This is a genomic window from Pseudomonas thermotolerans DSM 14292 (assembly GCF_000364625.1).
In the GTDB taxonomy this organism is placed as follows: Bacteria; Pseudomonadota; Gammaproteobacteria; order Pseudomonadales; family Pseudomonadaceae; genus Aquipseudomonas; species Aquipseudomonas thermotolerans.
The window spans coordinates 134,451-146,386 of sequence record NZ_KB822604.1 but is presented as its reverse complement, the minus strand read 5'-3'; the positions used below and the strand labels follow the sequence as shown (position 1 = coordinate 146,386).

The 11,936-nt window shown below is 66.3% G+C and carries 12 protein-coding genes, 1 tRNA gene and 1 CRISPR repeat array; of the genes, 6 read left to right on the top strand and 7 right to left on the bottom strand.

From position 1 onward, the window contains the following. Positions 1 to 7: 7 nt before the first annotated feature. Positions 8 to 1,804: a CRISPR direct-repeat array (repeat unit 28 nt; unit sequence GTCTTCCCCACGCACGTGGGGGTGTTTC). A 152-nt stretch (positions 1,805 to 1,956) separates the two neighbouring features. Then, positions 1,957 to 2,033: transfer RNA gene (locus H165_RS0106785), tRNA-Arg, on the bottom strand. Between the two features lie 265 nt (positions 2,034 to 2,298). Between H165_RS0106785 and H165_RS20215 the strand changes: the two genes are divergently transcribed. The 4 genes from H165_RS20215 (at position 2,299) to gabT (ending at position 5,970) form a co-directional block, all read left to right on the top strand. Further along, complete coding sequence (locus H165_RS20215; protein WP_081609332.1) at positions 2,299 to 2,541, top strand: helix-turn-helix domain-containing protein; 243 nt, start codon at positions 2,299 to 2,301, stop codon at positions 2,539 to 2,541. Next, the gene (locus H165_RS19820) at positions 2,492 to 2,719 is read left to right on the top strand and encodes a hypothetical protein (RefSeq protein WP_017938161.1); all 228 of its coding nucleotides are present in this window, start codon (positions 2,492 to 2,494) and stop codon (positions 2,717 to 2,719) included. Before H165_RS20215 ends, H165_RS19820 begins: the two co-directional genes overlap by 50 nt. A gap of 329 nt (positions 2,720 to 3,048) precedes the next feature. Further along, positions 3,049 to 4,497 (top strand): NADP-dependent succinate-semialdehyde dehydrogenase, encoded by a 1,449-nt coding sequence (gabD, locus tag H165_RS0106775; RefSeq protein ID WP_017938160.1) that lies wholly within the window; start codon positions 3,049 to 3,051, stop codon positions 4,495 to 4,497. Between the two features lie 195 nt (positions 4,498 to 4,692). Continuing rightward, the gene (gene gabT / locus H165_RS0106770) at positions 4,693 to 5,970 is read left to right on the top strand and encodes a 4-aminobutyrate--2-oxoglutarate transaminase (protein WP_017938159.1); all 1,278 of its coding nucleotides are present in this window, start codon (positions 4,693 to 4,695) and stop codon (positions 5,968 to 5,970) included. A gap of 207 nt (positions 5,971 to 6,177) precedes the next feature. Here gabT and H165_RS0106765 read toward each other — a convergent pair whose 3' ends face one another. Next, the gene (locus tag H165_RS0106765; protein ID WP_017938158.1) at positions 6,178 to 6,873 is read right to left on the bottom strand and encodes a Crp/Fnr family transcriptional regulator; all 696 of its coding nucleotides are present in this window, start codon (positions 6,871 to 6,873) and stop codon (positions 6,178 to 6,180) included. A 93-nt stretch (positions 6,874 to 6,966) separates the two neighbouring features. On the opposite strand from H165_RS0106765, the gene H165_RS0106760 reads away from it, so the two are divergent. Then, positions 6,967 to 7,491 (top strand): Mpo1 family 2-hydroxy fatty acid dioxygenase, encoded by a 525-nt coding sequence (locus H165_RS0106760; protein ID WP_017938157.1) that lies wholly within the window; start codon positions 6,967 to 6,969, stop codon positions 7,489 to 7,491. Between the two features lie 30 nt (positions 7,492 to 7,521). On the opposite strand, the gene H165_RS0106755 is transcribed toward H165_RS0106760, so the two are convergent. Together H165_RS0106755 and H165_RS18435 are read right to left on the bottom strand one after the other, a co-directional pair. Continuing rightward, entirely contained in the window at positions 7,522 to 8,271 is a 750-nt protein-coding gene (locus H165_RS0106755) for a hypothetical protein (protein ID WP_017938156.1), read from the bottom strand. A gap of 110 nt (positions 8,272 to 8,381) precedes the next feature. Continuing rightward, entirely contained in the window at positions 8,382 to 8,837 is a 456-nt protein-coding gene (locus H165_RS18435) for an MmyB family transcriptional regulator (RefSeq protein WP_420493617.1), read from the bottom strand. A 21-nt stretch (positions 8,838 to 8,858) separates the two neighbouring features. Here H165_RS18435 and H165_RS19945 point away from each other — a divergent pair, with 21 nt between their 5' ends. Further along, the gene (locus H165_RS19945; protein ID WP_155943588.1) at positions 8,859 to 9,005 is read left to right on the top strand and encodes a hypothetical protein; all 147 of its coding nucleotides are present in this window, start codon (positions 8,859 to 8,861) and stop codon (positions 9,003 to 9,005) included. A 64-nt stretch (positions 9,006 to 9,069) separates the two neighbouring features. On the opposite strand, the gene H165_RS0106740 is transcribed toward H165_RS19945, so the two are convergent. The 3 genes from H165_RS0106740 to cysT are packed head-to-tail and all read right to left on the bottom strand — an operon-like array spanning position 9,070 to position 11,773. Further along, on the bottom strand, positions 9,070 to 10,059 hold the full coding sequence (locus tag H165_RS0106740; RefSeq protein WP_017938153.1) for a sulfate/molybdate ABC transporter ATP-binding protein: 990 nt from the start codon (positions 10,057 to 10,059) through the stop codon (positions 9,070 to 9,072). A 3-nt stretch (positions 10,060 to 10,062) separates the two neighbouring features. Beyond that, on the bottom strand, positions 10,063 to 10,935 hold the full coding sequence (gene cysW / locus H165_RS0106735; protein ID WP_017938152.1) for a sulfate ABC transporter permease subunit CysW: 873 nt from the start codon (positions 10,933 to 10,935) through the stop codon (positions 10,063 to 10,065). Between the two features lie 13 nt (positions 10,936 to 10,948). Next, complete coding sequence (gene cysT / locus H165_RS0106730; RefSeq protein WP_017938151.1) at positions 10,949 to 11,773, bottom strand: sulfate ABC transporter permease subunit CysT; 825 nt, start codon at positions 11,771 to 11,773, stop codon at positions 10,949 to 10,951. Positions 11,774 to 11,936 lie beyond the last annotated feature (163 nt).

Sequence of the window (11,936 nt, the reverse complement as noted above, 5' to 3'; positions counted from 1 at the left end):
GCAGCCAGTCTTCCCCACGCACGTGGGGGTGTTTCCGCCTACATCTTCCATGCCCGCAGCGCAGACGGGTCTTCCCCACGCACGTGGGGGTGTTTCCAAGCCGGGAAGATATCCCTCGGCGCTCGAGCCGTCTTCCCCACGCACGTGGGGGTGTTTCTACAACGCATTGGTTGTCGAAAGTCTCCGATGAGTCTTCCCCACGCACGTGGGGGTGTTTCCCAAAAGTCTCACCGTGAGACAAAAGTCCACCAGTCTTCCCCACGCACGTGGGGGTGTTTCCGAGGGCCGCGATTATGAGAAGTGGATCAGGATGTCTTCCCCACGCACGTGGGGGTGTTTCTAAGGATCGCGGGCGATGGTTTCCGGCAGTGCTGTCTTCCCCACGCACGTGGGGGTGTTTCCAGATCGAGCGCGCCATCAAGCGCCAGCGTGCGGTCTTCCCCACGCACGTGGGGGTGTTTCCATGGATAAGAAGTGGCACAGCTTCGGGAAGTCGTCTTCCCCACGCACGTGGGGGTGTTTCTATGCGCGCCTGATGAAGCGCAAGGACGAGGGCGTCTTCCCCACGCACGTGGGGGTGTTTCCACGTCGTGCGCCGCGTTGACCATGATTTCCTCGTCTTCCCCACGCACGTGGGGGTGTTTCCCCTTGTGAAACCCTCCGCTGGCATCGGCCACGGTCTTCCCCACGCACGTGGGGGTGTTTCCTGCACGGCTTGGGAATCGAACAGCTCACTGCCGTCTTCCCCACGCACGTGGGGGTGTTTCCTCCCAGCGCTTGATAACTTTGCCCTTGTGGCCGTCTTCCCCACGCACGTGGGGGTGTTTCTTCATCGCGCTTCGACTCCGGATCTCTTCCAGCGTCTTCCCCACGCACGTGGGGGTGTTTCCGCAGCTGGACAACAAGGCCCTGCGGGACCTGGGTCTTCCCCACGCACGTGGGGGTGTTTCCATCATGTTGTCCGCTGTCGTGGCTCGGCTGGCGTCTTCCCCACGCACGTGGGGGTGTTTCTCTGCATCTATAGGCGACTTCACTCGCCAGGCGGTCTTCCCCACGCACGTGGGGGTGTTTCTTTCCAGTTCGCACCCAGAGCGCTTGGGAAGCTGTCTTCCCCACGCACGTGGGGGTGTTTCCGGCAAAGAGCCTACCGAGAGCGGCAGAAGGCGGTCTTCCCCACGCACGTGGGGGTGTTTCTCGCAGAAGCCGGGCCATTCTGCCGGGGCAGTAGTCTTCCCCACGCACGTGGGGGTGTTTCCCCAGCGGGTTGGATCGACGATTCGACCGTCCGGTCTTCCCCACGCACGTGGGGGTGTTTCCCCGCTTCGGCGGGTTTTTTATTGCTCGGAGAAGTCTTCCCCACGCACGTGGGGGTGTTTCCAGATCCGCGCGCTGATGGCCGCCGAGCAGGTCGTCTTCCCCACGCACGTGGGGGTGTTTCTGGAAGTGCGGCCATAAGTGCCGCTCGTCAGCAGTCTTCCCCACGCACGTGGGGGTGTTTCCTGAGGAGCTTACTGATCCTGATTTATCGCTATGTCTTCCCCACGCACGTGGGGGTGTTTCCAAATAGCGACCCATCCGGCACAGTGCTGATGAGTCTTCCCCACGCACGTGGGGGTGTTTCCGGAGCCGATATAGTGCAAACAGGTGTCGAGTTGTCTTCCCCACGCACGTGGGGGTGTTTCTGAAGCAGATTGATGATGAAAAGGTGCTGGCCGGTCTTCCCCACGCACGTGGGGGTGTTTCTCAACTCCTGCGCAGGTTTGCCCCATGAGTGACGTCTTCCCCACGCACGTGGGGGTGTTTCCGAAGGGGTGAGGCTGTACCTGGCGGCGCTTAGGATGCCGAGTCGGAGTGCGGATAGGGCTCGGAAATGGCACAGCCCATTTGGCCCCCAGGAATGCGCTTGGGGGCAGTGCTTATTTGGGACCGGGACGGTAGGGCCTGACACGGGGGAGATGGCGCACCTGGCGGGATTTGAACCCACGACCCTTGCCTTCGGAGGGCAATACTCTATCCAGCTGAGCTACAGGTGCGTATTTGGAACGAAGGCCTAATTTGACCACTAGCCTTCGCGATTCTCAACTCGGTGAGTACTGCCTTCGGAGAGCAGTACTCTACCCAGCTGAGCTACGAGTGCGTTGCGGGGCGCAATAATACGCATCTCCCCGCCGGGCGTCCATGCCGGTGGTCTCGATCGTCGCCTAGCTGTGATCTCTCAGTTGGTTGTTCATCCGGAGTATTCCCGGAGTTGTGGATATGCATCCTACGCAGCCTTCCAGGAGTCCTGGATGACTCCGCATGAAAATGCCCGTCTTTGCGCCTTGTGGTCGAGCCCTTCTTGTCCAGCGCATCGGGCGAGGCTTGCGTGTCGAGGAGGTAGCTCAGACCGCAGGCGTTAGTGTGCGAGCTGCCTGCAAGTGGCTGCGGCGCTACAAGAGGAAGGGGAGGCTGGTCTGCTGGATCGCTCGTCCCGACCGAACCATTGCTCCGCATGCCACTTCAGCAGATTCTGCTGGCACGTATCGTCGAGCAGCGGCTTGAGCGCAAGATCTATCATCAGGATCGCCTGCGGTCTGGGGCCGTCAGGACCGTGAGCTGGTACAGGCCCCGCGCCAGCCTCGGCTACAGCCCTCCCATCAGCCGTGCGCCACTTCCACTGGACAACGTACTGGGTTTACCCAAGTACACCGAGATCAAGGCCACCTGGATCAAGCTGTGAAACTTGCCGCAAGATCCTCGCCAAAAGGCCGCCGGATGAGGGTAGATCGCCACTTTTTTCCGGTGGTCGGCGACTCGTCTCTTTTGTTGTTTTTTTTGAACGGACTATTGCCCTTTTTCCCCTCATTCCCTAGGATTCGTTTGACATTTCAAACGCCCGGCAAGCGGGGTCGGGGAGCTTCGGGAGCGCGGCAGACTTCCAGGTTTCTCGGGCATTCGCAGCCAGTCGGGGGACCCACGCAATAACAAACAGCGGCGGTCGGTGGCGCCGAGCGTCGCGTATTCCATCATCCACCCGGAGTTTCGGGTGTCGGGTTTCAGGAGACCGCCATGCAATTGAAAGACGCCACGCTGTTCCGCCAGCAAGCCTACATCGATGGCACCTGGCTGGACGCCGACAGCGGCCAGACCATCCAGGTCAACAATCCGGCCACTGGCGAAATCCTCGGCACCGTGCCGAAGATGGGCGCCGCCGAGACCCGTCGCGCCATCGAGGCCGCCGACCGTGCCCTGCCGGCCTGGCGCGCGCTGACCGCCAAGGAACGCGCGCAGATCCTGCGCAAGTGGTTCGAGCTGATCCTGGCCAACCAGGACGACCTGGCCCGCCTGATGACCCTGGAGCAGGGCAAGCCGCTGGCCGAGGCCAAGGGCGAAATCGCCTACGCGGCGAGCTTCATCGAGTGGTTCGCCGAGGAAGGCAAGCGCATCTACGGCGACACCATCCCCGGTCACCAGCCCGACAAGCGCATCATTGTCATCAAGCAGCCGATCGGCGTCACCGCGGCCATCACCCCGTGGAACTTCCCCTCGGCGATGATCACCCGCAAGGCCGGCCCGGCCCTGGCCGCCGGCTGCACCATGGTGCTCAAGCCTGCCTCCCAGACCCCCTACTCGGCCCTGGCCCTGGCCGTGCTGGCCGAGCGTGCCGGCATTCCCAAAGGGGTGTTCAGCGTGGTCACCGGCAGCGCCGGCGAAGTGGGTGGTGAGCTGACCAGCAACCCCATCGTGCGCAAGCTGACCTTCACCGGTTCCACCGAGATCGGTCGCCAGCTGATGGCCGAATGCGCCCACGACATCAAGAAGGTGTCCCTGGAGCTGGGCGGCAACGCGCCCTTCATCGTGTTCGACGACGCCGACCTGGACAAGGCGGTGGAAGGCGCGCTGATCTCCAAGTACCGCAACAACGGCCAGACCTGCGTGTGCGCCAACCGCCTGTACGTGCAGGATGGCGTCTACGATGCTTTCGTCGAGAAACTCAAGGCCGCGGTGGCCAAGCTGAAGATCGGCAACGGCCTGGACGAGGGCGTCACCACCGGCCCGCTGATCGACGCCAAGGCGGTGGCCAAGGTCCAGGAGCACATCGAGGATGCCGTCGCCAAGGGCGCCAAGGTGGTCAGCGGCGGCAAGCCCCACGCCTTGGGCGGCACCTTCTTCGAGCCGACCATCCTGGTCGACGTGCCCAAGGATGCTCTGGTGGCCAAGGACGAGACCTTCGGCCCGCTGGCGCCGCTGTTCCGCTTCAAGGACGAGGCAGAGGTGATCGCCATGGCCAACGACACCGAGTTCGGCCTGGCCTCCTACTTCTACGCCCGCGACCTGTCCCGCGTGTTCCGCGTCGCCGAGGCCCTGGAGTACGGCATGGTGGGCATCAACACCGGGCTGATCTCCAACGAGGTGGCGCCGTTCGGCGGCATCAAGGCCTCCGGCCTGGGCCGTGAAGGCTCCAAGTACGGCATCGAGGACTACCTGGAAATCAAGTACCTCTGTCTCGGTCTCTGAGGCAGGGTACGCGGGGCGGACCACCTCCGCCCCGCAGTCATTGGGGCAAGGCGCGAAAGAGCGCGCGGCGGCCCAGCTGTAACCCTGAACCCTCGTCTCCGGCAAGCCTGTGCAGTCGATCATCGCATGCTGCACGGCTCCTTCCCGGGGGCGTTCTGGACCCAAGCCGCACGATGAGCGGCCAATGAGGACACCATGAGCAAGAACGAATCCCTCCTGCAACGTCGCCAAGCCGCCGTGGCCCGTGGCGTCAGCCAGATCCACCCGATCGTCGCCGAGCGTGCCGAGAACTCCACCGTATGGGACGTCGACGGCCGCGAGTACATCGACTTCGCCGGCGGCATCGCCGTGCTCAACACCGGCCACCTGCACCCGAAGGTGGTGGCCGCCGTTCAGGAGCAGCTGGGCAAGCTGTCCCACACCTGCTTCCAGGTGCTGGCCTACGAGCCCTACATCGCCCTCTGCGAAGAGATCGCCAAGCGCGTTCCGGGCGACTTCGCCAAGAAGACCCTGCTGGTGACCACCGGCTCCGAGGCCGTGGAAAACGCCGTGAAGATCGCCCGTGCCGCCACCGGCCGTCCCGGCGTGATCGCCTTCACCGGCGCCTACCATGGCCGCACCATGATGACCCTGTCGCTGACCGGCAAGGTGGTGCCCTACTCCGCCGGCATGGGCCTGATGCCCGGCGGCGTGTACCGCGCTCTGGCGCCCTGCGAGCTGCACGGCATCAGTGAGGATGACGCTATCGCCAGCATCGAGCGCATCTTCAAGAACGATGCTGCGCCCAGCGACGTGGCGGCGATCATCATCGAGCCGGTGCAGGGCGAGGGTGGCTTCTACGTCAACTCCAAGTCCTTCATGCAGCGCCTGCGCGCCATTTGCGACCAGCACGGCATCCTGCTGATCGCCGACGAGGTGCAGACCGGCGCCGGCCGTACCGGCACCTTCTTCGCCACCGAGCAGCTGGGCGTAGTCCCGGACCTGACCACCTTCGCCAAGTCGGTCGGCGGCGGCTTCCCGATCTCCGGCGTGTGCGGCAAGGCCGAGATCATGGACGCCATCGCCCCCGGCGGCCTGGGCGGCACCTATGCCGGTAGCCCGATCGCCTGCGCCGCGGCCCTGGCCGTGCTCAAGGTGTTCGACGAAGAGAAACTGCTGGAGCGCGCCCAGGTCGTGGGCGAGAAGCTCAAGACCGGCCTCAAGGCCATCGCCGCCAAGCACAAGGTGATCGGCGACGTGCGTGGTCTGGGCGCAATGGTGGCCATCGAGCTGTTCGAAGACGGCGACGTGCACAAGCCGGCCGCCGAACTGGTCGGCAAGATCGTCGCCCGCGCCCGCGAGAAGGGCCTGATCCTGCTGTCCTGCGGCACCTACTACAACGTGATCCGCTTCCTGATGCCGCTGACCATCCCCGATGCGCAGCTGGAAAAAGGCCTGGCGATCATCGCCGAGTGCTTTGACGAGCTGGCCTGAGCCGGCCCCGCAGTCCGGAGTCTGACTCCGGACTGCGCCCAGGTATGGCGATCGGCACGGTTGGACCGTGGCCTGTCCGCGTACGAACCCAATGTGACCTCGACCCGCTGCGGCGGGTCTTTTTTTGCCCGCGGAAAGGCCCTGCCGATGGGGACTCGTGCCGAATGACGAGCGCCTGGGCGGGCCGCTGCATCCCCGCCAGCCGGGCTACGGCCTGCCTTGGGCCGCGTGCCTGAGCCGTTCGGGGTCGAGGATCTCGATGCCTCCGTAGGTCAGGCGCAGGATGCCCTGGGCCTCCAGGTCCTTGAGGATCTGGTTGGTGGTTTGCCGGGAGATCGCCAGCATCAGCGCCAGCTGCTCCTGGGACAGGTGGATCACCCGCCGCGCGCCGCTGGCCCAGCCGTAGCCCTCGGCGATCATCACCAGGCGCCGGGCCAGGCGTAGGGAGGCCGGCAGTAGGCTCATCTCCTCCAGGGCGACGAAAGCCAGGCGCAGCTTCTGGCTCATCAGCAGGGCCAGGTCGCGCCAGTAGCGCGGTTCTCGCTCGAGCAGGGCGAGCAGCGCCGGCTGCGGCACGTTGAGCAGCAGGGTGGCGCCCTCGGCGTAGGCGTCGTGGGTGCGCGGCTGGCCGTCGAACAGGGCGATTTCGCCGAACCAGGAGGGCGGCTCGATCAGGGTCAGCAGCGCTTCCTTGCCGCTGCTCCCCACCGCACCGATGCGGATCGCCCCTTCCAGCACCGCGTACAGCCCGCAGGGCTTGTCGCCGCGACTGAACAGCCGCTGCCCGGACTCCAGGCGGCGCAGCACGGCGGCGTCGAGCAGCGCCTCGCGCAGCGCCTCGGGCAGTTGGTGGAACCAGAGGCCGTCGAGCAGCCGCGGCAGGTAGGTACGGATGGCGGTCATGGATCTCCCGGGGGTTTGTCGGCTAGCCGACAGTACGCTCGGCTGGCTGGCGGCATTATGGGCGCACCTGCCTGCGAAGCGAGGACAACCATAATGAAAACCCTCACCGACCACCTTGGCCAGTACGCGGAATACCACCGCGACCGGCGCAACATAGTCAGCCATTTCATCGGCATCCCCATGATCGTGGTGGCCGTGGCCATCCTCCTGTCGCGCCCGGGCTTCGCGCTGGGCGGCCTGTGGCTGGCCCCGGCGACCTTGCTGGCGCTGGCCGCCGCCGTCTTCTACCTGCGCCTGGACCTGCGCTTCGGCGTGGTCATGGCGGTACTCCTGTATCTGGCCCTGTGGGCTGGCGCGGTGGTGGCCGGCCAGGGTACCGCGGCTTGGCTGGGCGCCGGCATCGGGCTGTTCGTGATCGGCTGGATCATCCAGTTCATCGGCCACTGGTACGAGGGCCGCAAGCCGGCCTTCGTCGACGACCTGATCGGCCTGGCCATCGGCCCGCTGTTCGTGGTCGCCGAGGCGGCCTTCCTGTTCGGCCTGCGCGACGAGGTGCGCCGCGCCGTCGAGGAGCGCGCCGGGCCGACCTGCATCCGCGAACGCAAGCCCGCGCACTGAGGTTCTCCAGGCCCGGCGCCGGAGGCCGGCTCAGTTCAGGCTGAGCAGGGCGCGGGTCAGCGAGCGGGTGTGGCGGTCCACCATGGTCGGCGCGAAGGGACGTCCGGAGCTGCTGACCATCGCCGTGGTTCCGCTGTTCAGATCGCTGAGGGCGACCCGCAGGTACTGCCAGCGGGGCCGCAGCTTGGCCATGGCCTGCGGCTGGCTGGCCTCCAGCTGGGCGAACTCGGCGTCGAGGATCGGCACCAGCTTGCGCTCGTCCTGGCCGAGGTAGTGGTCGCCGGCCTCGCGGGCGATCTCGAAGGTCCCGATGTAGGAGCGGAACAGGTACTGCACCGCCAGGTACTCGACCTGCACCGGGATCAGTTCCAGCGGGCCGCTGTCGGCCTGGCTGCTGGCCTGGGTGAGGAAGTCGCGCAGCGCCTTGCTGAGGCGCTGGGTGTAGTCCCAAGGCACGTCCTCCTCGTTGTAGCCGAAGGAAAGGCCGCGGCGCAGTTCGTCGGTCAGTTCCTGGTGTGCTTGGCGCAGCTCGGGGCTGGCGCCGGAGACGCCCTGCAGGGTGGTGGCGAGGGCGGCGAGGTCCTGGTGCAGGCGTTCCAGGTGCTGGCTCTGGAAGCCCTCGCCGCGGTACAGCAGCAGGCTGCTGGTGGCGCGGCAGGCATGGACCTGGAGGAGTTCGTAGGGGTTGGCCGGACGGGCGGCGGCGGTCAGCGCGAACAGGCCGACCAGCAGCGCAAGCCCCCAGGCGAGCAGCGGGTGCCGTACTGCCGTGTTGTGCATGCCGAGGTGCTCCTTGTTGTTGTGAGCGTCGGTAACGCCTGCCAGCTTACTGCCTCGCGGCCCGGTGGACATGGCTCCAAAGTGTGATTTTGTACGGCGCTTCGGCCAACTCAGGCGCGCTGTCCGTGCAGCTGGCGGAGGATCCGGGCGCTCTGCTCATCGGCGGGGAAGAAGGTCTCCAGGGCCAGCTCGGCGAGGGTGACGTCCACCGCAGTACCGAACACCGTGGTGGTGCTGATCAGGCTGAGCACGCCCCAGGGGGTGTCCAGCTGCAGCGGCACCAGCACCCCGCCGGGCTCGGTCGGGCCGGCGGGCGCCGGGTAGCCGGCCAGCTCGGCGAGTAGCTCGCCCAGCCGGGCGTCGGCGCTGACCTCCAGGTCGCGCTGCAGGCGCGCCAGCAGGTGGGCGCGCCACTGCGCCAGGTTGCGGATGCGCGGCGCCAGCCCCTGCGGATGCAGGCCGAGGCGCAGCACGTTGATCGGCGGACGCAGCAGCTCCTCCGGCAACCCGGCGAGCAGCGGGGCGACGCATCGGTTGGCGGCCAGCAGCTGCCAGTGGCGGTCGATGGCCAGCGCCGGGTTCGGCTCGTGGGCGGCGAGCAGCTGGTCGATGGCCTCGCGCGCGGCCGACAGGGCCGGGTCTTCGTGATCGGCCAGGCGCTGGCGGTGGCGCTGTTCGCCGAGCTGCAGTGGTTCGGCCTCAAGCGCTCCCAGATGCAGCCGCTGGCCTCCTAGAAACGATTTCGCCCACCCGCGCCACGGGGCGCCGGGTGGGCGAAGCGTTCGCTCCTGGCGGGGCTCAGCGGTTGAGCACCGGCTGGCCGGCCTTGGGCTTGAAGTACAGGGTCTTGCCGCGCTCCAGACCGTCCAGGCTGTCGTGGTCCTTGGCGACCTCGGCCTCGATGGGCTCCTCCTGGCCGGCCACCTTGAGGGTCACCCGGGTGATCGCGCCGAGCGGACGGATGTCGCGCACCTCGGCGAGCTGGTGGCCTTCCAGGGCGGTACGCGACAGCGACACCTCGTGGGGGCGGAACAGCACGTGGTGGTTGTCGCCGATGAACAGGCGGTTGGCGTCGCCGAGGAAGTGGTAGACGAAGTCACTCTTCGGATGCTCGTAGACTTCGCCGGGCGCGCCGATCTGCTCGATCACCCCCTTGTTCATCACCACGATGCGGTCGGCGACTTCCATGGCCTCCTCCTGGTCGTGGGTGACGAACACGCTGGTCAGGTGCACCTCGTCGTGCAGGCGTGCCAGCCAGCGGCGCAGCTCCTTGCGAACCTTGGCGTCGAGGGCGCCGAACGGCTCGTCGAGGAGCAGCACCTTGGGCTCCACGGCCAGGGCACGGGCCAGGGCGATGCGCTGGCGCTGGCCACCGGAGAGCTGTTCCGGGTAGCGGTCGGCGAGCCAGTCGAGCTGCACCAGGCCGAGCAGGTCGTGGACCTTCTGCTTGATCTGCGCCTCGCTGGGGCGGATCGCCTTGGGCTTCATGCGTAGGCCGAAGGCCACGTTGTCGAACACCGTCATGTGGCGGAACAGGGCGTAGTGCTGGAACACGAAGCCGACGTTGCGGTCGCGGACGTCGCGTCCGGAAACGTCCTCGCCGTGGAACACGATGCTGCCGCTGTCCGGAGTCTCCAGGCCGGCGATGATCCGCAGCAGGGTGGTCTTGCCGCAGCCGGAGGGGCCGAGCAGGGCGACCAGCTCGCCGCTCTGGATGTCCAGGTTGATGTTGTCCAGCGCCTTGAAGGTATTGAACTGCTTGCTGACGTTACGGATCTCGATCGACATGAATTATTCCTCCGCGTCACTGTGACGTAGGCGGGACAGACGGTTTTCGCTCCACTGCTTGAGCAGCAGGATGACCAGGGCCATGACCAGCAGCAGACTGGCGACGCTGAAGGCGGCGACGTGGTTGTACTCGTTGTAGAGGATCTCGACGTGCAGCGGCAGGGTGTTGGTCAGGCCGCGGATGTGCCCGGAGACCACCGACACCGCGCCGAACTCGCCCATCGCCCGGGCGGTGCAGAGCACCACGCCGTAGATCAGGCCCCATTTGATGTTCGGCAGGGTGACGTGCCAGAACATCTGCCAGCCGTTGGCGCCGAGCAGACGCGCGGCCTCCTCCTCCTGGGTACCCTGTTCCTGCATCAGCGGGATCAGTTCGCGGGCCACGAAGGGGAAGGTGACGAACAGGGTGGCCAGGACGATGCCCGGCACGGCGAAGACGATCTGGATGTCGTGGTCGCTCAGCCAGGGACCGAACCAGCCCTGGCTGCCGAACATCAGCACGTAGATCAGACCGGCGATCACCGGCGACACCGAGAAGGGCAGGTCGATCAGGGTGATCAGCACGCTCTTGCCGGGGAACTCGTATTTGCTCACGCACCAGGCGGCGGCCACGCCGAACACCAGGTTGAGGGGCACCGAGATGCCCACGGCGATCAGGGTCAGCTTCAGCGCGGCGATGGCGTCCGGCTCGAAGATCGCCGCGAAGAAGGTGCCGAAGCCCAGCTTGAGGGCCTGGCTGAGCACCACCAGCAGGGGCAGCACGAGGAACAGCAGGAACACCAGCCAAGCGCCGGCGATCAGCAGGCGGCGGCCGAGCGGGTTGCCGCGCCGCGCGGCGTTGGCCACCGCAGCGGCCGTCAGGGTAGCGGATGACATGACGGGCTCCTCCTCAGGTCGATGCGGTCGAGATGCGCCGCTGCAGCAGGTTGATCAGCAGCAGCAGGACGAAGGCCACCACCAGCATCAGCACGCCGATGGCGGTGGCGCCGTGGTAGTCGTACTGGTCCAGCTTGACCATGATCAGCAGCGGTAGGATCTCGGTCTTCATCGGCATGTTGCCGGCGATGAAGATCACCGAGCCGTACTCGCCGACGCCGCGGGCGAAGGCCAGGGCGAAGCCGGTCAGCCAGGCCGGCAGCAGGGCCGGCAGTAGCACGTAGCGGAACACCTGCAGGGGCTTGGCGCCCAGGCAGGCGGCTGCCTCCTCGACCTCCTTGGGAATGTCGGCGAGTACCGGCTGCAGGGTGCGCACCACGAAGGGCAGGGTCACGAAGGTCAGTGCCAGGGTGATGCCCAGCGGGGTGTAGGCGATCTTCAGGCCTATCATCCCGGCCAGCTGACCGATCGGCCCGTTCGGCGCGTAGAGCGCGGTGAGGGCGATGCCGGCCACCGCGGTGGGCAGGGCGAAGGGTAGGTCGATCATCGCCTCGATGATCTTGCGCCCGGGAAAGCTATAGCGCACCAGCACCCAGGCCAGCAGGGTGCCGATCAGTCCGTTGAGCAGGGCGGCGGCCAGGGCGGTGCCGAAGGAAAGCTTGAGCGCGGCGAGTACGCGCGGTGCGGAGATGATGTTCCAGAACTGTTCCCAGGTGAGCTGGGCGGCATGGATGAACATCGCGGCCAGCGGGATCAGCACCAACAGGCTGAGGTACACCAGGGTGTAGCCCAGCGTCAGCCCGAAGCCGGGTATGACGGGGGAAGTGCGTCGAGACATCGTCTGTCCTTTAGTCTGCCTGCTTGTCGGTCAGGAGCGCCCGAGGCGGCCTGCCGTGTTGCCGGGCAGTTGAAAAACCGCTGAGGTTCTCAACAGCCTGTGCGCTGTCCCCGGGAGCGACGAAGGGAAGCCGGCTGGCTTCCCTGTCGCACCACGGGGGCGG